We start from the raw sequence: 23,994 nt of genomic DNA, 5'->3' as shown, positions 1-23,994 counted from the left end.
AAGATAAAAAATAATTTTAGTGTAATGTGGTGGGCCCTATAGGACTTGAACCTATGACCAATCGGTTATGAGCCGAGTGCTCTAACCAGCTGAGCTAAGGGCCCTTTGTGAAAAAGATCTATGATTATACACAAATTTATACCTAAAGGCAAGTAAATTTTCTAAGACAGCAAAAAGAATCATAAATGTAATAAAACTGCTTCCCCCATAACTAAAAAGTGGCAATGGAATCCCAACTACCGGTGCTAATCCAATCGTCATAGCAATATTAATTCCTGAATAAATAAAAATCAACAATCCCACACAATAAGATATAGTTTTAAGAAAATAATCCTTTTCATTTTCGTGGCTCATAGAAAAAATATGAAAAATTAAAGAACCATATAAAATAAACAACGCAATCACACCGATAAAGCCGAATCTCTCCACAAAATAAGGGAAAATAAAATCACTCGTTGCGATAGGCAAAAATTTATACAATGCCTGCGTTGCTTCTTCTTTCTCCTTGCCATATATTCCCCCCGAACCAACCGCAATCATTGCCTGCTTTACTTGATAATCTGGCTCTTTAGAAATAAAATCCACGATACGTTTTTTTTGATAATCGTGTAAATTCGCATACAAAATAGGTGATAACAAAGAAATACCAACCGCCAAAGTAAGCCAAATTTTATAATTTACACCAATCAAAAATAATGCCCCAAAACTCATTAATAGCAACACAAGTGCTGTGCCTAAATCTGGTTGTTTGAGAACCAATAAAAAAGGCAAAAGAATCAAACAGGATAATTTCAGAAAGTCTAATAATTTATAGCCTCTCTTGGGAGGAGGTTTTTTGCTAACATAATAGGCTATGATTAAAATTAATGCGGGCTTCATCGTTTCAGATGGTTGAAAGGTAAAATGTATCAATGGAATCTCAAGCCATCTTTGCGCACCCAAACGTGTATCCCCAAAAAACTCTACCAAAACCAAAAACATGATATTAACACAATAAAAACCAATAATAAACCACGGGATTTGACGCACAGGAATAAAAAAAACAATCGCAAAAATCAATATTCCAACAAAAACATATACTAAGACTTTATTGCCTAAAAATTCGCTATTTTCGTTGATTAAAAACCAAGAAAATAAGATAATGGGTGTAATTAATAAAGGCAAAGTCCAATCAAAATATGATAAAATTTTACTGAATCTAAACAAAACCAAATCCAAAGCATAATTTTAAAGTGCAATTTTAACATAATTTCCACAGAAAGATTTTATATCAATGAAAAATTTTTCACACACAATGCCAACTAAAGACTTATTAGACAATTCCTCATTTTCTTGCTTCTCTTTAGCCCAAGATTCCAAAACCTTGCCGAATCCTAAAGAAACTCCCTGCCAAACTTTCACCCTAAAAGACGATGAGAGAGAAATCCGAGCCGATATTTTTATAGCCAAAATGCTCCAAATCTCACGTTCGCAGGTGGAAAAATTATTTTTAAAGGGACAAATTTCACTGAATGGGACAAAATTAAACAAGCTTGGAACAATTCTCAAAACCCACGATACTATTTCCATTCAAGAAGACATTTCCCCACAAGAGAATTTAAACAAATTAGAAAACTTAGAGATTCCGATTCTTTATCAAGATGAAGACTTGTTAGTGCTTAATAAACCTGCTGGATTAATCGTGCATCGCACCAACGAACAAGACAGCCAATACACGCTTGTGCATTGGCTGCAACAACAAAATTTCCCCCTCTCCAACCTTGGTGATTCCTATCGTGCTGGTATTGTCCATAGACTAGATAAAGGCACAAGTGGTGCAATCGTTATCGCAAAAACCAATTTTGCCCACGAAAACTTAAAGCTACAACTCCAAACGCGTCAAATGGGACGTTATTATCTTTGTGTGATTGACAAGAGTTTAAAAGAATCGCAAATCATAGATTCTCCACTGCTAAGACATTCCAAAAATCGTTTGAAATATATCGTTACTCATAAGGCTAATCCCCACGCAAAAGCTGCCAAAACTGCGTTTTTCAAAATTTCCTCTGCGCGCAATGAGAAATTCAATTATGAGTTAATTGGAGCAAAGCTTTTTACTGGACGGACACATCAGATTCGGGCACATTTAAGCAGTTTAAACCGCCATATTTTAGGAGATTTTTTCTATGGTTATAGGGATTCTACTCCTAATGATTCAAAAGATACTTTACAAGAAAGAATCTTGCTCCATTCTCACTTATTGTATTTGCAGCACCCTAGAAATGGGGAGATTCTGCATATTTATGCCCCACTTTTCAAAGAAATGCAGGATTTTTTAAACTTGCATTTTGACTTAAAGTCTTATCAAGATTCCTGTGCAAACCTCCTCTTTCCTTTAGACAATCTTTACCAATCCGCTTTCCCTTAAATAGACGCAAATTTGATACAAATGACATAATTCTTTCTGATAAATCTTGCGCTAAATTATGTAATTGTGTTAAAATTAAGCTTTACTTTGCTTAATTAATAATTTTCATTTATAAGGACTTCCGATGCTTTTAAGCAATCCATTCAGAATTTTTCTTTGTGGAATCATTGCTGTTTTCACGCTAGTTTTTAGCGGGTGTGCCGCTTCTCTCAATCCTAGTATCAATAGCTCTATCACGCCCCCAACAGATATTCGCGTCTTAAGCGATATTAATACGATTGGCTTTGAATGGGCGTTGGTTCAAAACCCAGAAGTTGCGGGCTATTATATCTACCGCAAGCAAGCCAATGCGCAAAATTTTAGCAAAATTGCTACGATAGATTCTCGTTTCACTACACATTATGCAGACAATAAACTCAACTCCAATACAGAATATGTTTATCAATTCGCTTCTTTTGACAAACAAAAAAATGTTTCTCATTTTTCCTCTGCTATTACCGCCAAAACGCATTCCATTGACGCTGTAAGTTATGTTGAAGCAATCAGCAACTATCCAAGAAAGGTAAAAATTATTTGGAATCCACATCAAGACACACGCGTTCGTGGCTATATCATAGAGCGTAGGGATAAAAATGGTAATTGGAAAGAGCTCAATAAAGTCTCTAACCGCTTGCTTGTAGAATATTTAGATACAGGACTAGAAGATGGCACAACTTATGAATACCAAATCCTTGCCTATAATGCGAATAATTCCCGCTCGCTCCCCTCTAAAAGTGTCCAAGCAACCACCAAACCAAAGCCTGAAACAATCACTAATTTCAAAGCTACTAACAATATTCCAAGACAAATTAACTTAAGTTGGGATTTACACAAAAATCCTGAAGTAACTTCTTATAAAATCTTACGCTCTGGTTTTATCTCTAGTCTTTATACCACGCTTGCTACACTACCTAGCAATACAAACTCCTATCAAGACATTATTAGCAAAGATGGTGAGCAATACAACTATAAAATTATCGCCACAGATAAGGACGGTATTGACAGCCTAGAGGTTGGACCCATTACCGGCTCTACCCTAGCAGTTCCAAGTGCGCCAAACATCACTTATGCACAAATTGAAAATGGCTATGTTGTATTAAAATGGCTTCCCACAGACGAACGTGCCACAGAATATATCGTCTATAAAAAAGATTCTATGTTTTTTGGAGAGACTTTGCGTTATAACAAAGTCCTAACAGCGGAATTTATTGATAGAGAAATCAAAGCGGGTGAAAAATATTATTATAGTGTCAGTGCTTTGGATAAAAATGGATTAGAATCCAAACCATCGCAAGAAGTTGTGCTCTCTTTGCCCAAATAAAACAATGCCACACTTCAAAACCGCGCAGCTCAAACTCCCCAATCTCCCCTTAAAGGTTGCGCACCCATTGGGGGAATTTTGCTTTGAGCGAATCTTTACTTCTATGCAGAATCCATATTTTGCTTTACTGCAAGTTTGCTTTACCCCTAAAGATTCCAAAGAAAAAATCAAAAATTTTTTCCTAGAAATCAAAACGCGCTTAAAACTTTCTAAAAAAATTCAAGAAACCATTGTCCATTGTGATAAAAATTCGCGCATCTCTCCGATTGAAATTATCAAATGTGCATTAAAAATCTTAATGGATTTTCAAGATTCTATCCTCACACACAATCTACAAGGCAAAAGTACTGCACTAGAGCACAAACTCCCATTTATCAAACAGATTGAAGATTTTTTGGATTTTGAAAATCTATTAAAAACACAGAAATTAAAATTGCGAACATCTGCAAATATCCATTCTTGTAATGATTCTAAGGATTCCGCGCAAGATTCCGATATTTTTTCGCAAATTTGGCTAGAAATTGGCTTTGGCAGCGGGAGACATTTGCTACATAATGCCAAACATCACCCCGAAATTTTGCATATTGGCTTAGAGATTCATCACCCTTCATTAGAACAAGTAGCGCGTCAAATTGGACTTTTAGGGCTTAACAACATTCTGATTCTTGCCTATGATGCGCGCATTTTTTTAGAAATCTTACCCTCTAATATTTTAGATAAAATCTTTGTGCATTTTCCTGTGCCTTGGGACAAACAGCCTCATCGTAGAATCCTAAGCAAAGCCTTTTTATCCCAAAGTGCTCGCGTCTTAAAACAAAAAGGACATTTGCAACTACGTACAGATAGTTTAGAATATTTCAACTATGCCCAAAGCCTAGCTAAAAACTTCACAACAGAGTTTTGCACGCAATCACAAGTCAATACCGATGAAGCCATTACAAGCAAATATGAAGCAAGATGGCTTAGACAAAAGAAAGATATTTACAATCTTGAGTTTTTTGCCCTACACTCCTCTCCCCCACGCAAATTGAAATTTGATTTTGACTTTTTGGATTCGGATTTGAAGCCTCTAATGTTTTCCCTAAAAAACTACCAAAAAACCAAAATAGTGAAAAACGATTATTTCTTACATTTAGAGGATTTATTGTTCAATACTTCTCATTTCTGCGCCTCTGATGATTCTATAAAATTCCGCACAAAGCATTCTATGGATACAAACTTTCAGGAATCCTCTTTGCAATCTCCTTGCTTACTTAAACTTTCCTTTGGGGATTTTAATTATCCTCAAACGCGTTATGTTTTGCAGACGAATCATATAGAGTATTTCAAAGAAAATCCATTGCCAACCTACCTTAATCATCAAGCGCACAAACAGCTCCTCCAATTAATCCAAAACGACTTTAACCCTAATTAAGGAATCATCAATGGACGCAATCATTCAAGCAAAGAATATTAATCTAGGTTATAAAAACGAAATCATCATTAAAAACACAAGTTTTAATATTTATCCTAAAGATTTTGTCTTCATCAGTGGTCCAAGCGGAAGCGGAAAAAGCACACTAATGCGTTCTATTTATGGGGATTTGCCTCTCAAAAGTGGTTCTTTGGAAGTTTGTGGAGTAGAAATGTTCAAAGCAAACAAAAAAAACATTGAAATTCTGCGCAGACATCTAGGCATTATTTTTCAAGATTATAAACTAATTAAGGATTTTAATGTAGAAAAAAATGTTATGCTTCCAATGATTATTGGAGGTTTTACTAAAGAATCGTGCCAAGCACAAACTGATAGACTTTTAGCCCATATTAAACTTTCCCATAAAGGAAGTAAATATCCTTTGGAATTAAGCGGGGGCGAACAGCAACGCGTTGCAATGGCGCGCGCGCTTTCTCATAACCCGCTTTTGATTCTTGCTGACGAGCCGACAGGAAACCTAGATGATTATTCCTCTGAAGTGATATGGAATTTGTTAAGAGGTGTCAATGTGCAACTTGGAATCACGGTAGTAGTAGTAACACACAGAATCCCAGAGACTTTAGGCGTGAATTATCGTCATTTTCATATTGAAGAAGGGGTCATTTATGAACTCTCTTAAAAACCATTTAAGTTTAATTATCCCTCTTGTCGCCCTTCTTTTCGCATTGGAAAGCATTTTGCTTGTGCATCGCACCCTAAGTGATTATGAGAGCAAACTAGGCAAAAACTATGCGATTATCCTCGCAAGCACCAAAGAATTAAGCTTAGAGACTCTACGCAATAAAATCGGAGAAGTACAGGATTTAAGCCCCATTGATTCTAAGATTATCCTTGAGCGATTGAGCAAAAGCATTAGCCAAGCCAATATCGTGTTGCTGAAAAAATCTCTTCCGAGATTCTATTCCTTAACGCTCAATACCTATCCCAGCAGTGCGCGTTTGGAGGTTATTCATAAGACTTTAAGCGAATTAGACGGAATCTTGCGCATTGAAACTTTTACCAAAAGCCATAGCCAAATTTATCAATTACTTTTAATTATTAATGGGAGTGCGATGATTTTTTCTAGCTTCATTGCGCTCATTAGTCTGCTGTTAATGTTTAAGCAAATTGAAATCTGGAAATTCCAACATTTAGAAAGAATGGAGATTATGACTTTACTCGGAGCACCTCTTTGGATGCGCTCTCAAGTTCTCTTTCGCCTTGCTTGTTTTGATACGATTTTTGCGACCCTCATCGTCGCAAGTGGCTTGATTTACATTTCTCAAAACCCAAGTCTGCTCATTTTCTTTCAAGAATTAGGGCTAAATCCGGAAATTTTTTCACCCATTTTAGATTCCATTGTCTTGCTTTTAACCGGACTTGCTGTCTCGCTCATTGCAGTATGGATTGTCAGTTTGCAACATAGAGATTAAGGGTTTAAATGCGTATTGGACTGATTTTTATTATCGTATCCTCCCTACTCTTTGGAATCAATGAAAAGGAAATTACTCAAAAAATCAATCAAAATAAAAATACCCTAGAAGACAAAAAGCGTCAAGAAAAACAAATTAATGCTAAACTCCAAGAACTAGGCAATGCGATTAATCAACAAAAAGAAGAGCATAAATTGCTCCAAAAAACCATTAAAGAGAACGAACAAAGCATAGCAAAGAATCAAAAAGAATACAATGCGAAATCTACTTTGATAAAAAAACTTAGTAGCAATCAGGATTCCTTATTTCAAACACGCAAACAAATTGAACTTGAAATGATGGATTTAATTGCCAAAGAAGTTTCTTTCGCGATTCTATTGAATGATTTTCAGCCAGAATCCATACAAGATTTAATCACAGAGGAGGCATTCAAATCCTTAAGTGCTGCCACCAAAAAACATTTAAGCACCCTAAGTGATAAACAAAGTGAAGTAATTGCAAATCTTCATCATCTCAAAAATGAAATTGAACAATTAAAGAACTTTCTTGATGCAGAAAACCAAAAACGAACCCATTTAAAAGCACTTCAAAACGAACAAGAAACACTCATCGCCAATTATCAGAAAGAAATCACCAAATACAATGGGGAGCTGCAAAAAATCGTTAAAGAACGTGATGCGGCACAAGAGATTCTTGTCAATCTTAATATCCTCAAAAGCCAAGAGGAAGAAAAGCGTAAAAAACGCGAGGAATTAGCCAAAACCAAAGAATCGCAAGAGTCTTTGCTCAAACAAGCACCCAAAGCCACAAACAAAGATTCTACTTCCAAAGAATCGCAAGCAACCCAAAAGCCAAAGACTAATGATGACTTTGATGTGCGCCAAGTTGCAAGCTCTTACCACAATATCGGCACAACCAAATACAAAGGAGCAAAAACCATTGCTCCATTAGAAAATTTTTCCATTGAAAAACATTTTGGACCTTATTTTGACCCTGTGTATAAAATGAAAGTCTTTAATGAATCTGTAACCCTATCTCCTAAGGGTGATGACAAAGTTAAAAGCGTACTAGATGGCAAAGTTGTCTTTGCAAAAGACACCCCGATTCTTAAACGCGTAGTTATCATTGAGCATAAGGACAATATGCACACTATCTATGCGCAATTAGACAAAATTGCACCGACAATCAAACCCGGCAGCACGGTCAAGAAAGGCTACACTATCGGGCGAGTAGAAAATGCTTTGAAATTTGAAGTAACTCTTAAAGACAAGCATATTGACCCGCTTGAACTCATTACCACAAAGAATCTTTAATTCCACACAAGAAATTTAATGGGTCTCGTCATCTATGCTAACAAATTCATAGAGGTTACAAAGGTATTTCAAATATTTTTGCAAATTTTGCTTATTTGCTCTTTATTTTTTTGATAAATATCCGATATACTTTTATAAGTGATTTTGTAATCGCATATTCATTGAATAATTCACATAGATAATAAGGAGGTTACTATGACTATTGCCGAAAATGGAATGAATATTGCTAGCACAACAGGGAATGCTTACTCTACGCAAACACAAACAAGCGTAAGCAGTCAAAATAGCCCACAAGTGCAAGAATCAATGACGCAAACAGAACGCGTGCAAAAGGAAATTGATCAAACAAGTGAGGAACAAAAGATTCAAGAGCAAAAACAAAAGCTCAATGAATTAGCACAACAACTTAATAGAGAATTGAATCCTCTAAACACAAATGTTACCTTTGGATTCAATGAAGACATTGAGGGACTTTTTGTTACCGTGAGCGAAAAGGACACTAATCGTGTGATTCGTAAGATTCCAAGCGATGAAGCAATGCAGCTTATGGCAAAGATGAAAGAAGTCGTTGGAATTATCTTTGACAAACAAGCTTAAGATTTAAATAAGGAGACTATTATGGCTTTAGGAACTTTTGCATCATTAGGTATCGGAAGTAGTGGAGTTCTCAACTGGGATATTATTGACCAAATGAAAGAACAAGAGGTAAAAAATAGAATCAATCCCATTACTACAAAAATTCAAACCAATATGGAAAAACAAACCGAGCTTACATCATTGATGACAATGATGTCTTCGCTCAATACCAACTTCAAGAATTTGTCAGATTATAGCACTTACCTCAAACGTTCTACCACCGTAGAAGGTAGCGGTGTAAAGGCTACTGCGGGAGACGGCTTGGCGATTCAAGATATTAAAATCAATGTCAAGCAGCTTGCGCAAAATGATGTCAATCAGGTAGGTATGAAATTCTCTTCAAGAGATAGTGTGTTTAGCACAGACAATACAACATTGAAGTTTTATCATAATGGTACGAATTACAACATTGACATTAAAGCAGGTATGTCCGTAGCAGAAGTGGGACAAGCCATTACAGATGCAACTGATGGTGAAATGATGGGAATCATTATGAAAACAGGCGGGGACAATCCTTACCAATTAATGATTCAAGGAAAAGATTCTGGTGCGCAAAACAAAATCTATTTCGGAAGCACGCTTGAGAGTGCGGCAATGCCGGGCGGACATATCAAAGAAGGATATTTAAGTATTAATATCAGGGGTGCAGATATTGTTGTTGATTTGCAAAAAATTGGTAGTAAAATTGGCAACACCTCTGAAGATAACGCAAAGTTAATCTCTGAAGCAATCCAAAAAATTATTGAGGGCGATACTTCAATGGGGCAGGTGCATCCAAATAATGGTGCAACGCAACAAGAGTTGGCACAATTGGCTAAAAATGGTGAAATCACTATCGGCTTAAACTCCACAGGTAAAGGCTTAATGATTAACGATTCTAAGGGCGGAGATATTTTTGTTACCACAACAAATGTCAAAGTCCAAGCTGCAGAGGGTGTAAGTGATGTGAGTTCTGATTTGGGTTTCGTAAAAACATCTGTAGCCTCACGCAACACACCGCTTATCACAGGTTCTGCAGTCAAAGGTGGAGCATTGAGTGGGACACTTACCATTAATGGCGAATCTATTGACTTAAGCACAATCAACAATACAACAGGCTCTAGCAATGCACAAGCCATTGCGGACTTAATCAATACAAACACAAATTTAAGTGATAAAGTCAGTGCAGAAGTCAAAGATGGAAAGTTAGTTATTAATAGTTTAAATGGTGAGAGTGTAAGAATTGGTTCAACTGGTGAAGCAGCAGAGCAAACTAAAGTATTAGATTCCATAGGATTACAATCAGGCAACTATACAACAAGTCAAGAGCTTTTAGAAAAAATGAATATCACCAATATTCAAAAAGCACAAAACGCACAATTCACCTATAATGGAATCGCAATTGAGCGCGATAAAAACTCATTTGATGATGTGGTTTCTGGATTGTCTTTAGAACTCACTAGTGTTACAGAAGCTAATAAAGATGTTATTGTACGTGTTACCCGTGATGATTCTGGAATCGCAGAAGAGTTCCAAAAGTTTGTAGATAATTACAACACAATGTATAATAAAATTCAAGAATTAATGCGCTACGATGAAGACACTAAGGTTGCTGGAGTATTTAATGGAAGTAGTGAAATTAGAGAAATCATTAGAGGATTTAATTCTATTATTTCTTCTAATGATGCTCAAGGAAATAACCTTATGAAATATGGAATCTACTTCAACGATAATGGAATGCTTGAAATGGATACAGAGAAATTCAACTCTGCATTCAAGAATGACCCTGATGCAGCAATGGCTTTCTTTAGAAGTTCCACTGCTACCGTTAGAGGAGTAGAAACAGAAGTAGATGGTATTTTTACACAACTTCAGAAAAAGATGGATAGCTTAATCACGGGTAGTAATTCTACACTAAAAAACTTGGAAACCTCTCTTGTGAATGAGCAAAAAACTCTTGACAAGGATAAAACTTCCACACAGGAATCCATTGATAATCGTTATGATATGATGGCAGAAAGATGGTCAGCTTACGACCAAATGATTGCAAAGATTAATCAAAATGCCAATACGATTTCAAATATGATTCAATCAATGTATTCATCTAATTAGGAGAGAATAAACAATGAAAGGTAATTTGGCTTATAGTTCTTATCAGCAAAATTCTGTTGCGGTAGAATCGCCAGCAAAGCTTGTAGAAATGCTCTATGAGGGTATTTTACGCTTTGCCTCTATGGCGAAACGTTGTATTGATTCTCAAGATATTGAGAAAAAGATTTATTACATTAACCGCACTACGGATATTTTTGTAGAGCTTTTAAATTCGCTTGATTACGAGAAAGGTGGGCAAGTCGCCCACTATTTGACAGGGCTTTATACACATCAAATCAAGCTCCTAACGCAAGCAAATATGGAAAACAATAAAGACAAAATTGATATTGTGATTAAAGTAGTCAAAGGATTGCTTGAAGCATGGAAAGAGGTAAATTATGAATTGGCTTAATGAATTAAAAGTAGCATATCTAAACAAAAACGATAACAAAATCAATGAACTTTTGGATAATACACCCATTCTCAAAACACGCGATGAAATGTTTGAAGCATTAGCGATTATGGAGCAAATCACAGAATACGCTAAGGCTCAAAAAGAAAAATTAGGTATGGAAATGCGCAAACTCAAACAAACAAAAAATTTCCTCCCTAAACAAGAAAATGCACAAAAGCTTAATATTTCTTTTTAACTCTTTGTATTAAAATATCCTTTTAACTAAAAGGAATGCAAATGCAATGGAAACCAATTGATATTGAAGATAAAGAATTGCTTACTAGCTTCTTTACTTCACAAAATATTCTTGTTTCAGACCTTACCTTTACTAATCTTTATCTTTGGCATTATGCGCGTCATATCAGTTGGACGATTCTTAATGATTGTTTAATTATCAAAACACAATACCCTAACGAAAATCCATTTATCTTTTATCCAATCCACAAACAAAATGACTTGAATCAAAAAAAACAAACCTTAATGCAATTACAAGAAATCTGCAAAGCAAAGGGGTTGGGATTCTCTATCCACTCTCTAAGCCAAGTAGATAAAACCGAATTAGAATCCCTATTCCCCGATACTTTTGATTTTATTTATCGTGAGGACCGCAGTGATTACATTTATTCCACTCCTGAACTCATTGAGCTAAAGGGTAAAAAATATCACAAGAAAAAAACACATCTCAATCGCTTTACTGAACGTTATGCCTTTACTTACGAAAGATTAACTAATGATAATCTTAATGAATTGATTGCCACTTACCAAGCTTGGTTTGGCAAGATAAACGATACTGCAAGCGATGGTTTAAGAAATGAGTATGTTGGCATTATAGAATCGCTCAAGCAATTTCGCAGACTAGATTTTAAGGGTGGAATCTTGCGCGTAGATAACAAAATCATCGCCTTTAGTTTTGGAGAACCTCTCAACGAAAATACCGCTGTAATCCATATTGAAAAAGCCGACATTGAATATCAAGGGGCTTATCAGGCAATTAATCGCGAATTTTTGGCTCACGAATGGAGTGCCTATCCTTTTGTTAATAGAGAAGAAGATTTAGGCATTGAGGGCTTGCGCAAAGCCAAGCAATCCTACCAACCGCTTTTTTTACAAGCCAAATTTGACGCATTTTTGAAATCTTAATCAGCCAATTAATTTAATTTTCGCCATTCTCTGCATTTTGTAATTCTTGATTGACATTCAAAATCTTAAGAATCTTTTGATTGCTTTTTGTCAGGGCTTTAAACTCTACCCTCCTTGAAAGTTCAGGCGTTTCTAAAGGCTTAGCAAAAGATAATCCATTAGCACGTAAAACACTAATCAACCATTGTTTTTGCGTGTCAATTTGCTTATTATCAAAGCAATATTTCAAGACTTCTAACGCTCTTGCTTGAGAGAGTTCAGCATTTCCAAGATAACGAGATTCCAATGTATTTGCATTTTGCCATTCTGTTGAAGTATGCCCCTCAATGCGAATCTCCTCAATATCTTGCTTATATTTTTCTTGGCTTAGGATTTTGATATAACGTGGGAAAAAATCATCTAAAATCTCTTTGAAGCGCATTTTAACTTCTTTTTTTCCTTGGTCAAATAAAATCTCTGGCTCTTTGAATCGCACCGTATTATCTGTATCAATCTCGGCATTCCAACGTTCTAAATTGCTAGAAAATTCCGAAATCAAATCTTGGTAAAGCTCGGTTTGCAAGTCTTTATGGGTTTTTGCAATATCACTCATCTGACGATTCAGTTCTAAAAGTTCGGCATTTTGAATCGCAAGCTTTTTCTCTGTTTTGCTAATGACTACCATATAAGAAACAGCAATCAGCAAAAAAATCATCATTACACCCGCCATCATATCCGAAATGCTAATCCATTCATTGCCTCTATAAGAATTTGCCATTAGCCTCTAGCTCCCATTAACTCTCGGATTCTGCGCAAAAACCATTCATAATCTTGACGGAATCCTAAAGTAATATTTGAAAGTGCCCCGTCCAAATCACCGAGAGATTTACAAAGATTTTCATTCAAACTAGAGGTTTGATTCAAAGAAGTTGCGATATTGGTTTGTATGATTCTTAAAATCGTATCAATTTCTTTGCGGTTATTTTCCAAAGATAGATAAGTCTTATCAAGCGCATCGCTTAGATTTTTTTGCAGTTTATTAAATTCATTCAATAGCTCCACACTCGCATTTTTAGGAGTTTCTATGCTTTGTTTTGTAAGAATCTCAAGACTTGTCAGATAGTTTTTTGCCATTTCAACTAAAGTTGCTTTAATGCTCTTATCCAACGCGCTAAAACTCGCCATCATCTCTTTTGTATGCGATTCTAATTGCGCATTGTTTGATTTTAGCAAATGATTTGCCAAGTTTTCAGAGCTTGCCAAAACTTTTTGCGCATTGCTTTCAAAACCTTGTGCAATAGCTTGTAAGCGCATTTGCAAATCCTGCTCTAGTTTCTGATGTGTTTCTAGGCTTGTCTTCTGTGTATTTTGCGCCAATGTCGTGAGTTGTGTTTGATACGCATTGGTTGTATTCTTTAAAAATGCGCTTAAGGATTCCAACGCATTTTTATAGGATTCACCAAAGCTGCTACGCATTTGATTCTGAATCTCTACATTATGGTTTTGACTCTCTTTGTGCATTGTTTCTAAACTTTGGCTAAATGTATCAACGCTTTTTGCCATTAAATCTTGGAGATTTTGATTATGTGTCTGATTCTGCGTTATCAAACGCGTTACGCTCGTCCCGATTTCCTCTGTGGTTTTGGCTAGATTTTCTCTCACATTGTCATTAAAACTTCGGAATCCCTCCCCTATGCTTTGTGTGCTTTGGGCAAAAGAATCCATTAAGGTTTGATTGGTATGCACGAGAGATTCTTCAATATTTTGCGTGCTTTGGCTTAAAGTATTTGCCGTGTCATTAAGCAAAGAATCTAAAGACTTTGTAGTTGTCAGCATAGAGCTTTCTATCTCTTTGCTAAGTGTTGTAAGCGTATCTTTAGAATCTCGGAAATTTTCCTCTAGGGTTTTTGTCGTATTTCCTAGAAGCTTATCAAAGTTTAACACCGCATTAGTAATATGTTGCTCTAGCGCATCAGAATTTTTCGTGAGATTCTTTTGTGTTTGCTCGCCTAATGCTTGCAAATTATTGCTTGCTTTTTCTAAAGAACTTTCCATTTCTTGCGTATGACGCAACAAGGCTTCATCACTTCTTTTTGTTTGTTCCTCTACCAATAATAAGGATTCTTTTTGCGCATTTTCTAGTGTCTCTAAACTACTTTCAAAGCTTTCTTTAACTCCCTCTAAACGTTCTTTGATACTTCCCTCAATCTGCGCTATCATCTCTAAGTTTTTATGCTTTAATGCGGAATCGCTCTCCACTAAAGATTCCATAAAGTCTTGGGATTTTGCTTTAAGGGATTCCAATGCCTTAGCCAAATGCTCTTCATTTTGTGTTAAATACGCCTGATTAAATTCACCAAAAGCATTTTGCAAGGCGTTGAGTTGTTCTGATTGCCTTTGTGCGTCTTCCTCAAGTGCTTTGAAGCTATTTTCTAATAAATTCTGTGTCTGCTCTTGATGTGTCCTTGTGCTTTTTGCCAAGAAATCTTGCACTTCCTCTAGCGATTCCTTAGTGTATTCCAATGTTTGCTGATGTGTGTGCTGCAAATTTTGACTTAGATTTTCTACACTCACAAGGGCTTCCCTTGCGTCCTCGTGCATTCTCTCAAAGCCTTGTAGAAGATGTGAGAGCTTCTCATTCTCAATACGCGAAGCCTCAATGCTATGCGCTAACGCGTTATAGACTTCCAATACTTCTGTATTGCGCTGCGCAATCAATTCTAAGGATTCTTTTGTAGATTCAAATAGCTTCAATGTGCCTTTAAGGCTAGAATCCAATCCTATAATGGAATCCTTATAATTGTTCTGCCATAAAATCATCTGCGCCACAGCACTATTTAATTCTTTAAAATTATCTCCGAATTGCTCCGTAATGCGCTGATTGAAATCCTTAATCACTCCCTCTAATGCCGCAATCAATTCCTTTGACGCCCCTTGTGCAAGATGGTGCATTGCTTCTTTTAAGGAGACATTGGTTTTAACAAAATTATCCTCTAAAACCTTAAAATTACTGACTTGCTGCTTATAATAAGCATTTTGTGAATCCATTTGTTGCTGATTTTGCGTAACGATTTCTTGTAATTTGCCTAGAGATTCCAACTTCTCTAGTTTTTCTAATTTGTCTAACTTTCCTGCTTGTAAGGAAAAATAATCTAGCATATTTTCAAAATCACTCTTGACGGCTTTGCTTTTTTGCACAATAGAGAGTAGAATCGCTAATACCATTCCCAAAATTGAAGTATAAAATGCGGTTTTTAAACCCGCAAGCAATGAGGGGACAGAATTTTCTACATTGCCGACATCAAAATCTTGCAAACCGACAAAAATCCCGACAAATGTCCCCAAAACCCCTGTGCTCATAATGATAGATTTAAAATCGCGATGCTTTTGCTTACCATAGCTTAGATAGTCCCAAAACGCAAGTGCGAGCATAAATGCAGTAAAAATTGCATTGATGATTAGATTCTCCATTGTTCTTCCTTATCTTGATTTATTTTCGTTTGTGTTTTTTCGTCTGCACATCAAAACGTTCATCTTCTAGCCAATCAGGCTTTTGAATCTGTGAGTTATTGCGATTCGCTAGATAGAGCGCGAAACGAATCGCAAGCACGACAGCCATAAAGGTAACCACCGCTGAAATAATCGTTGATAAATCATAGCTTTCTCTAAACATCAAAATCCTTTATCATTGACTTTGTTCCACTTGCACATCTATATTATCGTGCCCGCTAGAGCTCAAAACCCCAACCAAAGCGATAAAACTTTCAAAATAACTTTTTTGGTCTCCCCGCAATAAAATAGGTGTATCCTTTGGAATCTTTAGGATTTCACTTTGGATTAATTCCAAACTCATAGGAGTTTTATCAAGATAATATTGCCCTTGTGCATCAATGGTGATTTCAAGCGTTTTTAAGGGTTGCGTGATTTTATCAGAACCTTGTGCTTGTGGTAAGGCAATGGGAATCTTGCCTTGTGCGATAAAAGTCGCACTTGTGAGGACAATCACAAGCAAAACAAGCATAATATCTATAAAAGGCACGATATTAATGCTATCCATTCTCCTAAAATGCTTCATTGCACGCCTTTGTTTGCTTTATTTTCCTGCATAATTTCCCATTGCGCAATCAAAACTTCACTTTTACGCATTAAGAGATTATAAAACACAATGCTTGGAATCGCTACAAGCAATCCACCCGCTGTGGCTTGGAGCGCAAGTGCAAGCCCTGTCATAATATTTGCCGTATCTACCATACCGGATTGTCCAATCTGCACAAAGGTAATGATAATCCCAAACACCGTTCCTAGAAGCCCAACATAGGGAGCATTAGAACCAATAGTAGCAATCAAAGTAAGATTCTTTGAGAGGTCTATTTCTAATTCTGTTTTATTTGTATAAAGCACGAGTTTAATGTATTTATAAAACAATAGTCGCTCCAATGTTGCCCAAAGTGCCACTACACTCATCAACATTAAAACTCCAATCACTCCATATTCTACCAATTCTTTTAGGGATAATCCAAGCATTTTTTTCCTTATTTTCTTTGCATTTCTTTTAGGGTTTGTGCAATCTCTCGTTTTTGGATTTTTTCTTTTAGAGATTCGCGTTTATCGTGCAAATTCTTACCCTTAGCCAAAGCAATTTCTAGCTTTGCTTTATTGCGGGCATTAAAATAAAGCTTCAATGCTACAATACTCATACCAGAAACTTGGCTTTTGCCGAAGAGTTTATCAATCTCCTTGCGGTGCAAAAGCAATCTGCGTGCACGTTTTTCATCGGGTTTGTAATGGAGATTCGTTGTTGCAAGTGTCGCAATATGCGCTTGAAACAAAAAGGCTTCTCCTTGAATGATTTTCACAAAGCTATCCTTGAGATTCACGCGTCCCGCACGAATAGATTTCACTTCACTCCCTTTGAGCTCAATCCCTGCTTCGTATTTTTCTAAAATAAAAAAATCAAAAGTTGCTTTTTTGTTTGTTGCGATGATTTTCATCTTCTTGCCTCTTTGAAATCACAAGCTTTATACAACGCTTGCTTATCTTGGGATTCCTTTGATGATAATCGCCAAAAAGAGCTACCACTTCCACTTAAAAACAATCCCTCTTTCCTATAAGATTCCAACTCTGGATAAAGAGCCAAAACCGCGGCAAACAAATCATTATTTTCTAAAGCATTGTTTTGCAAAATGGCTTGGTTTGACTTCTCTAACCAATTTTGTGCTTTAGTTTGTTGGATTTTTGTTTCATTATAAAATGATTCCGCATATTTTTGATACACCTTTGCGGTATTGCAATGTAGTTTTGGCATCACAATTTCCACTTCAAAAGGTGCAAATCCTTGCGATTCTTTCTCTTGCTGGCAAGATTCTATAATTTCTCCCCTACCCTTGACATTTGCAATCTCTAAACCGCTTAAAAAAAACGGCACATCACTCCCGACTTGTGCGCCAAGATTCATCAAAGCTATTGAGTCTAAACCCATTGCCAATTTCTGATTCACTACCTGCAAAAAACAAGCGGCATTGGAACTCCCTCCGCCCAATCCCCCGCCACTTGGTATGTTTTTTTCTACTCTAATGCTTAAATGCTCTAATGTTTGTTTTTGTGATTCTGTAAGATAAGGCATAAGGAGACGATAGGTTTTAAAAATAGTATTTTGTTCTGTGGCACAATCAAAATTTCCCACAATCTCAAAAGCAGGCGTATTCCAATCAAAAGCCAAAGTATCATAGAGGCTTGACACTCTCATAAAACGCGATTCTAAGAGATGATAATTCACTCCATTAATGCAAGTTTTGCCGACAATTTTTAAAAATAAATTAATTTTTGCATAGGATTTATAAATATCTTGCGTCAAAGAATCGCAAACCATTATCTTTAAACTTTCTTTCTAGCTGCCACAAGTTTATCAAGCACATTGCCTTGTGTTTGCTGCTGGAGAGATTTTTTATTCTCTTCTGAAATGGCAAGTTTTAATTCCTCGCGCAAAATTAATAATTCTGGGGGCGCATCAAAACCAATCTTTACATTACCTTTATCAATAGAAATCACCCTAATTGTGATATTCTCACCAATAGTAATACTCTCGTTTTCTTTTCTTGATAAAATTAACATAAAGGAATCCTATTTACTAAATATTGTAAGTTTTGATTTTCGTATGAAATTATAGAGAAAAAATCTTCAAATTGCACTATATATTTTCCAAATTCATTAATTTTCAACATTTTTGGAGAAATTTTTTTGCCCTCTTGCATTAAAGAACGTAAAAACAAATGATGACGCAAATCCAACTTGGAAAAAGGCAGAATCTCCAAAGGATTTAACGCCCTCTCCCCTTGATAGCTCAATCCTCCCTCACTGATACGTTCCAAATAGCTAAGAGAGCCGACACAGCCTAGTTTCCTTGCGATTAACGCCCCTAAAGAGCGAATGTAAGCCCCCTCACTTACCCAAGCCCTAAAGCTAATAAAAGGGTGAGAATAGCCCAAAAACTCTATTTTATCTACCAACATCGTTTGTTCTTTGAGATGCTGCTCTAACAATTCCTCTTTTCCCGCACGCGCTAATTTATATGCCTGTGTGCCTTGTATTTTTTTGGCACTATACTTTGGAGGCACAAAGGACACAATCCCAACAAAACTTTGTAAAACAGATTCTACTTCGCTTTCAGAAAATTTCGGCACAAACTGCACCTTGCGCACATTTTCCAAATCTAGCGAATCGCTCTCCATTCCAAGCCAAAGTGTCGCCTGATAGACTTTGGGGGATTTTTCCAAAAAACGAAAAAGTTTCGTATATTGCCCAAATGCCACAAGCAACGCTCCGCAAGCAAAAGGGTCTAAGATTCCACTAAATCCGCCCTTTTTCTCTCCAAATCTTCGCTTTAAAAGATTGAGATAATGATTAGAAGAAATAAAAAGTGGTTTTTTTGCAACAAAAATACGATTCAAACTTTAAAATCCTTATTTATTTTGCTAGAATTTGCACTTCAAAATTCTTTTAATCCAAGAGAAATAGAATGCAAAGCAAGATTCTAACATTTTTTCTTTTAAGTATCGGCTTATTTGTCTTTCTGGGTTGCGCCAATCCCCCTTTAGCAAATCCTAATTTTTCTTACCCCAAGATTACATATTTGAAAGCCAACGATACAGATATTGTGCCCCAAGATTTTGCAAACACTTTCATTAATCGTTTTCAAATCCTTTATGAACGCAATCCCAATGAAAATTTACAAGAAGTGCAATTCTATTTCAAAGACTATCACAATGAGGCAAAGGAGGATTTCTCTCCCACTGCTTCATTGAGCCTTGTGCCGCGTTATTTGTTTAAAATTTATGTGCAAGCAATTACCTTTTCGCATACACAAACTTTCACGCAATATTATGAGATTCCTGTAATGGGCTTCAATCCTCCTTATTCACAAGACTTTGATGGTTTAATTACAAAAATTTTACGAGAATGATATGATACACAATCCCTACATTGACACTTACCGCGATAGCAAAGCCATTAGCAGAATCTTTAATGCCTTAAAAGTTTTAAGCAAAGATTTGATACAACCTCTAAAGATTATGGAGGTTTGTGGCGGACATACACACACGATTATGAAATATGCTTTGCCAGAACTTCTGCCTAGCACAATAGAATTTGTACACGGACCGGGCTGCCCTGTGTGCATAATGCCCAAAAGTCGCATTGATTGCGCTTACAAAATTGCAAGCCAAAAAGATGTGATTTTGGTTACACTTGGGGATATGATTAAAGTGCCCGGAAGCTATGGAAGCCTACAAAACGCTAGAGCAAAGGGGCTAGATGTGCGGTTTGTTTATTCTCCACTAGAAGTCTTAACGATTGCAAAAGAGAATCCCACAAAGCGCGTAGTGTATTTTGCAATCGGCTTTGAAACTACCACTCCAATGTCCGCTGCCTTGCTAGAACGCGCAATTTCCCTTAAACTACAAAATGTCTTCTTGCACACCAATCATGTCTTAGTACCTCCCCCACTAGAAGTGATTTTAAGTGCGCCAGATTGCCAAATCAACGCACTTTTAGCACCCTCACACGTCAGTGTCATCACAGGTTCTAAAATCTACCAACCGCTTTGCGAGAAATTTAAGATTCCTATTGTTGTATGTGGATTTGAACCCTTAGATGTTGGGGAGAGTCTTTTGAGTATCGTCCAACAAGTCTTAAACAAATCCCCTAAAGTCGAAACACAATACGCGCGCAGCGTAACAACGCAAGGTAATCTTAAAGCCCAAGAACTCACCCAACGTTATTTTGAACTAGATGATAGCTTCTATTGGCGTGGGCTCGGAGAGATTCCACATTCCTCCTTACGTTTAAAAGAAGAATTTGCAAACTATGACGCGGGCATTCTCTTTAAAGAATATCTAGGCGGAATCGCAAAGGAAGAGCATAAAGGCTGTTTGTGTGGTGAGATTCTAAAAGGAAACAAAAAACCTTTTGACTGCAAACTCTTTGGTACTCTTTGCACACCACAAAACCCTCTAGGAAGCTGTATGGTGAGCAGTGAGGGAGCTTGTGCGGCATACTATAAATATCAAGGAATGCGCCCTGTTTAGTTTAAATTCGCGCTCCAAAGCCTTTTTGATTCAAGCAGCAGAAAATTATCTGCAATATATGCAAACTTACGACAAAGGATTTGAGATTATCAAAGTCCAAAATATTTCTAAAGATATTTTTGGATTGCGTTTGCAGTTGGAATACAAACTAAAAAGCACTGAAACCCTCATTCTCCGTACTCCACTAGGAGAATTTGCACTAGAAAAAGAATCTGAAGAGGACATTAGCATTCTTTCTTATGATGAAAAATCCAAAGTGTTAAGCCTTAATGTAGAGGAAAGACTTTGTGAAAAACTATTCCAACAAAAAGAATCGCTCCAACTCATTTCGGATTTGAAATTTTTAGTTCAAAATGTCATTAATTTCTATCTGCAAGATTATTCCTTGCAACTCCCTGCGATTCCGCCTATTTTAAATCCCGATATTGACGCATTAAAAGAGCTCCAAATCCCGCCACATTTAGAGCAACTCAATGCGCTTAAAGGAATCTTTAAAAGCCCCTTTTGTTATGTTTGGGGTGCTGCGGGCAGTGGCAAAACAAAAGTCGTGTTATTGCACGCATTGGCGTTTTATCTCAAAGCCAATCTCAAAGTAGCGATTCTTGCGCCCACAAATAACGCCTTAGAACAATGCTTAACGACTTTGATTGTCAATTTAGACGAAATTGGCATTGAAACTTCCAAGATTCTAAGACTTGGCACACCTAGTCAAAGATTTGCCGAAAATTTCCCTAAAAATTGTGATTTATTACTCATAAATAAAGCCATAGATTACAAAAAATCTCTACAAGAAGCCTTAGTTATCGCAATGACTTTAGATACTTTTTTGCGCAGAAATGATTTGCATACGATAGATTTCAAGCATTTCTTCATTGATGAAGCGGGATTTTCTCCCTTAATTAAAACTCTGCCACTTTGCGCATTTAACAAACCTATCACACTTCTAGGAGACCACAAACAACTCCAACCCGTGTGCTTATTGGGTTCTACTAATGCTAAAGAATCCCAATGGAAACCCTCAAGACTTTGGCAATATTCTGCACTTTTTATGGAAAAATTCTTTGCAACACAGAGTAATTTAGATGAGGATTCTCCTTTTTTGGATTCTACTTTACCAAACGAAAATCCTCCGATTACACAGACCTTTACTCTCACGCAAACCTATCGCTATGGCAACAATCTCGCACAATTACTCAATGCCTACATTTATAAGAACGATTTGCAAGGATTAAGCACGCAGACCTATTTGCATTGCCTAGATATTTCACAAATGCCTAAGGCACAGCCCCTAGACAAGGCAAATCATAATGAAGCGTTGCAATGCTGCAATTTAGCGCGCGAGTTTCTTAACACACATCAAGATTTTGCGATTCTTACTCCTTTTGTCAATCAACGTCGGTTGATTCTTGAACTTATGCCTGCTCTTTATAGGGAAGAATGTGTTTGGACGATTCATTCCTCTCAAGGACAAGAGTTTGATTATGTGCTTTTCTCCCCTGTTATCTTGCACTATCACCTAAACAATTCCAATAATCAAAATGCACTTTTTGCGCTTAATGTCGCACTCTCTCGTGCAAAAAAGGGGATTATTTTAGTTTGCGATAAAGCCTATTGGCTTAGACAAAAAAATCAATTTTTGAGTGATTTAGTGCGAATCGCAAAACCTTATCCAAATAAATTTTTGATATAATAAAATTTTATTACAAGGGACAAAATGAATGGTTTTTTGGTTGGGTTAAATGCGCAAGCAAAGCGCGGTTTAATTGAACAAGCACACAACAAACGCAAGTTTGAATTTGATTTGCGCGTATGGGACGGAGATTTCAAAGAAATTTCACCCAATATGGAAGTAGAATTTGAGCTTGCAGATAACAACAAACAAGTCAGCGTGGTGCGTCCCAAAAAACAGCCAAAAGAAGAATTCACAATCCACCAAACCAAAAGCATTAAAGACTGCATTTATGACTATTTTGGAGGGGTAGAAAATCTCATCAAGCATTATGAAAAAGAAATTAATTCCAAAAAAGATTTAGATTTCTTACGCATTAAGCGATTCTTATTCACAGCCTATAATGACTTATTTGAGCTAGATAGTACGATTCCAAACTTGGCTTTAAGCAACCTAAAATCCGAGCTTGGAAAATTAGATAAGGAATATGAATCTTTTATTAAAAAATCTTCCTATCCTCCACAATACTCCTATGAAAAAATCTTTCTTGCACACCAAATTGAGTTTGTCAAAAACGAGGAATTAATCCAAACCACACAATCTATCATCAAAAGCACTACAATCCAGCAAGCCTCTATGGGACAGGCACTTAAAAATATGGAAAGCCAATTTGCCGCACGCAATGACACGAGTAGTGCGAGCTATCTCCAAGCACAAAACAATTTAAAAAGCTTCCGCAAACGTTATGTGGATTTGCTTCATTATCTCTCACAACAAAAAGAAAAATTAGCAAAAATCACCAAAGCAGGGGAGGATTTTTCAGAGAAATTTTTCGAGCCATTTTTGAAAAGCTATCTCCCCCTTACAAAAGAATTAAAACAAGATTTTATTAAACTCTTAAATGCTAAAGCTTACGATTTGGATTCTTTGTTATGGCAGCGGGCAAAACGTAGTTTAAGCGTGCGAAGATTCTTTATTGAAGCAGGCATTACAGGCACTTATAGTTCTAAAACTTTTCTCAAATACTTTTTGCGCAGTTTAGACCACAATAAACTAAGCAAAGAAACCAAAGGGCTTTTTGATTTATTAAAGTATCTTGAAGCATTTTCCAAAAAAAACATTCTTTTAATCCAAGAAGACCCTAAAGATAGCAAATATTACAAGGAATATTTAAAAAATTTTGACAATAGCTTGCAAGTTTCTACTTCTAACGACCCACGCGACAATTTACGCTTGTCTCACCCCGCAGAAATTCATATTGTCGTAATGGAATGGGAAGTAAAGGAAATGAACATTTTAAACTTTAGACAAAAATATATTGAAATGTTTAAAGATTCCGTTGGCACACCTATTTTTTGCGCAATTATTCCCAAAGAAATGGAAGAAGAAATTTTGCAAAACGCCAAGCAAGAGGGAATCTCTTATTTTGTTATCAAGGGCAGCACAGACCAGTTTATTGATATGATGCGTATGATTTTATAAAATTTTGCTTCTTATT

At 36.4% G+C, this 23,994-nt stretch carries 25 protein-coding genes and 1 tRNA gene; 15 read left to right on the top strand and 11 right to left on the bottom strand.

Going from position 1 to position 23,994, the window contains the following annotated elements; genetic code table 11:
• Window positions 1–27: 27 nt before the first annotated feature.
• Window positions 28–104, bottom strand: a tRNA-Ile gene (locus HDT10_RS08660).
• Window positions 82–1,206 (bottom strand): FtsW/RodA/SpoVE family cell cycle protein, encoded by a 1,125-nt coding sequence (locus HDT10_RS08655; RefSeq protein WP_290882380.1) that lies wholly within the window; start codon window positions 1,204–1,206, stop codon window positions 82–84. The genes HDT10_RS08660 and HDT10_RS08655 overlap by 23 nt, the downstream gene beginning before the upstream one ends.
• 67 nt (window positions 1,207–1,273) lie before the next feature.
• Here HDT10_RS08655 and HDT10_RS08650 point away from each other — a divergent pair, with 67 nt between their 5' ends.
• The 11 genes from HDT10_RS08650 to HDT10_RS08600 all read left to right on the top strand — a co-directional run bounded on the left by HDT10_RS08650 (window position 1,274) and on the right by HDT10_RS08600 (window position 12,266).
• Window positions 1,274–2,407 carry an RluA family pseudouridine synthase gene (locus tag HDT10_RS08650; RefSeq protein ID WP_290882377.1) on the top strand — a complete coding sequence of 378 codons (1,134 nt, stop codon included), beginning with the start codon at window positions 1,274–1,276 and terminating at the stop codon, window positions 2,405–2,407.
• Window positions 2,408–2,531: 124 nt separating this feature from the next.
• Window positions 2,532–3,767, top strand: coding sequence for a fibronectin type III domain-containing protein (locus tag HDT10_RS08645; protein ID WP_290882375.1), 1,236 nt, complete (start codon window positions 2,532–2,534; stop codon window positions 3,765–3,767).
• A gap of 4 nt (window positions 3,768–3,771) precedes the next feature.
• Complete coding sequence (gene trmB, locus HDT10_RS08640) at window positions 3,772–5,181, top strand: tRNA (guanosine(46)-N7)-methyltransferase TrmB (protein WP_290882373.1); 1,410 nt, start codon at window positions 3,772–3,774, stop codon at window positions 5,179–5,181.
• Window positions 5,182–5,191: 10 nt separating this feature from the next.
• On the top strand, window positions 5,192–5,860 hold the full coding sequence (locus HDT10_RS08635; protein WP_290882371.1) for a cell division ATP-binding protein FtsE: 669 nt from the start codon (window positions 5,192–5,194) through the stop codon (window positions 5,858–5,860).
• Window positions 5,847–6,653 carry a cell division protein FtsX gene (locus HDT10_RS08630; protein WP_290882368.1) on the top strand — a complete coding sequence of 269 codons (807 nt, stop codon included), beginning with the start codon at window positions 5,847–5,849 and terminating at the stop codon, window positions 6,651–6,653. Before HDT10_RS08635 ends, HDT10_RS08630 begins: the two co-directional genes overlap by 14 nt.
• A gap of 8 nt (window positions 6,654–6,661) precedes the next feature.
• Window positions 6,662–7,966, top strand: coding sequence for a murein hydrolase activator EnvC (locus tag HDT10_RS08625; protein WP_290882365.1), 1,305 nt, complete (start codon window positions 6,662–6,664; stop codon window positions 7,964–7,966).
• 195 nt (window positions 7,967–8,161) lie between these two features.
• Window positions 8,162–8,563, top strand: coding sequence for a FlaG family protein (locus HDT10_RS08620; protein WP_290882362.1), 402 nt, complete (start codon window positions 8,162–8,164; stop codon window positions 8,561–8,563).
• 21 nt (window positions 8,564–8,584) lie between these two features.
• Window positions 8,585–10,693, top strand: a complete 2,109-nt coding sequence (gene fliD / locus HDT10_RS08615) for a flagellar filament capping protein FliD (RefSeq protein ID WP_290882361.1) — start codon at window positions 8,585–8,587, stop codon at window positions 10,691–10,693.
• A gap of 13 nt (window positions 10,694–10,706) precedes the next feature.
• Window positions 10,707–11,084, top strand: a complete 378-nt coding sequence (gene fliS, locus HDT10_RS08610) for a flagellar export chaperone FliS (protein WP_290882359.1) — start codon at window positions 10,707–10,709, stop codon at window positions 11,082–11,084.
• The gene (locus HDT10_RS08605; RefSeq protein WP_290882356.1) at window positions 11,071–11,322 is read left to right on the top strand and encodes a hypothetical protein; all 252 of its coding nucleotides are present in this window, start codon (window positions 11,071–11,073) and stop codon (window positions 11,320–11,322) included. The genes fliS and HDT10_RS08605 overlap by 14 nt, the downstream gene beginning before the upstream one ends.
• Window positions 11,323–11,363: 41 nt before the next feature.
• Window positions 11,364–12,266 carry a phosphatidylglycerol lysyltransferase domain-containing protein gene (locus HDT10_RS08600; protein ID WP_290882353.1) on the top strand — a complete coding sequence of 301 codons (903 nt, stop codon included), beginning with the start codon at window positions 11,364–11,366 and terminating at the stop codon, window positions 12,264–12,266.
• A 13-nt stretch (window positions 12,267–12,279) separates the two neighbouring features.
• Here the strand turns inward: HDT10_RS08600 and HDT10_RS08595 are convergent, their stop codons facing one another.
• Genes HDT10_RS08595 through truB form a run of 9 tightly spaced genes read right to left on the bottom strand, consistent with a single transcriptional unit; the run spans window position 12,280 to window position 19,192 of the window.
• Window positions 12,280–13,023, bottom strand: a complete 744-nt coding sequence (locus HDT10_RS08595; protein ID WP_290882350.1) for an OmpA family protein — start codon at window positions 13,021–13,023, stop codon at window positions 12,280–12,282.
• Window positions 13,023–15,716 (bottom strand): hypothetical protein, encoded by a 2,694-nt coding sequence (locus HDT10_RS08590; protein ID WP_290882348.1) that lies wholly within the window; start codon window positions 15,714–15,716, stop codon window positions 13,023–13,025. Before HDT10_RS08590 ends, HDT10_RS08595 begins: the two co-directional genes overlap by 1 nt.
• A 19-nt stretch (window positions 15,717–15,735) precedes the next feature.
• Window positions 15,736–15,918 (bottom strand): hypothetical protein, encoded by a 183-nt coding sequence (locus HDT10_RS08585; protein WP_290882345.1) that lies wholly within the window; start codon window positions 15,916–15,918, stop codon window positions 15,736–15,738.
• A 12-nt stretch (window positions 15,919–15,930) separates the two neighbouring features.
• Window positions 15,931–16,320 carry a TonB system transport protein ExbD gene (gene exbD / locus HDT10_RS08580; protein WP_290882342.1) on the bottom strand — a complete coding sequence of 130 codons (390 nt, stop codon included), beginning with the start codon at window positions 16,318–16,320 and terminating at the stop codon, window positions 15,931–15,933.
• Window positions 16,317–16,769: a TonB-system energizer ExbB gene (exbB, locus tag HDT10_RS08575; protein WP_290882340.1), complete on the bottom strand. Its 453-nt coding sequence runs from the start codon at window positions 16,767–16,769 to the stop codon at window positions 16,317–16,319. Before exbB ends, exbD begins: the two co-directional genes overlap by 4 nt.
• Window positions 16,770–16,777: 8 nt before the next feature.
• Window positions 16,778–17,236 (bottom strand): SsrA-binding protein SmpB, encoded by a 459-nt coding sequence (smpB, locus tag HDT10_RS08570; protein ID WP_290882337.1) that lies wholly within the window; start codon window positions 17,234–17,236, stop codon window positions 16,778–16,780.
• Complete coding sequence (locus tag HDT10_RS08565; protein WP_290882335.1) at window positions 17,233–18,114, bottom strand: 4-(cytidine 5'-diphospho)-2-C-methyl-D-erythritol kinase; 882 nt, start codon at window positions 18,112–18,114, stop codon at window positions 17,233–17,235. The genes smpB and HDT10_RS08565 overlap by 4 nt, the downstream gene beginning before the upstream one ends.
• Window positions 18,115–18,119: 5 nt before the next feature.
• A complete protein-coding gene (gene csrA / locus HDT10_RS08560) occupies window positions 18,120–18,356 on the bottom strand; it encodes a carbon storage regulator CsrA (RefSeq protein ID WP_290882332.1) in 237 nt (78 codons plus the stop codon).
• Window positions 18,350–19,192, bottom strand: a complete 843-nt coding sequence (gene truB / locus HDT10_RS08555; protein ID WP_290882329.1) for a tRNA pseudouridine(55) synthase TruB — start codon at window positions 19,190–19,192, stop codon at window positions 18,350–18,352. The genes csrA and truB overlap by 7 nt, the downstream gene beginning before the upstream one ends.
• A gap of 68 nt (window positions 19,193–19,260) precedes the next feature.
• On the opposite strand from truB, the gene HDT10_RS08550 reads away from it, so the two are divergent.
• The 4 genes from HDT10_RS08550 to HDT10_RS08535 are packed head-to-tail and all read left to right on the top strand — an operon-like array spanning window position 19,261 to window position 23,978.
• A complete protein-coding gene (locus tag HDT10_RS08550) occupies window positions 19,261–19,704 on the top strand; it encodes a hypothetical protein (RefSeq protein ID WP_290882326.1) in 444 nt (147 codons plus the stop codon).
• Window position 19,705: 1 nt separating this feature from the next.
• The gene (gene hypD / locus HDT10_RS08545; RefSeq protein WP_290882324.1) at window positions 19,706–20,827 is read left to right on the top strand and encodes a hydrogenase formation protein HypD; all 1,122 of its coding nucleotides are present in this window, start codon (window positions 19,706–19,708) and stop codon (window positions 20,825–20,827) included.
• Window positions 20,787–22,517, top strand: a complete 1,731-nt coding sequence (locus HDT10_RS08540; protein ID WP_290882321.1) for an AAA domain-containing protein — start codon at window positions 20,787–20,789, stop codon at window positions 22,515–22,517. Before hypD ends, HDT10_RS08540 begins: the two co-directional genes overlap by 41 nt.
• Window positions 22,518–22,541: 24 nt before the next feature.
• Window positions 22,542–23,978: a hypothetical protein gene (locus HDT10_RS08535; RefSeq protein ID WP_290882318.1), complete on the top strand. Its 1,437-nt coding sequence runs from the start codon at window positions 22,542–22,544 to the stop codon at window positions 23,976–23,978.
• Window positions 23,979–23,994: the final 16 nt, after the last annotated feature.

This window comes from Helicobacter sp., assembly GCF_014799995.1.
GTDB lineage: Bacteria > Campylobacterota > Campylobacteria > Campylobacterales > Helicobacteraceae > Helicobacter_D.
This window is presented reverse-complemented; position numbering and strand designations above follow the sequence as displayed.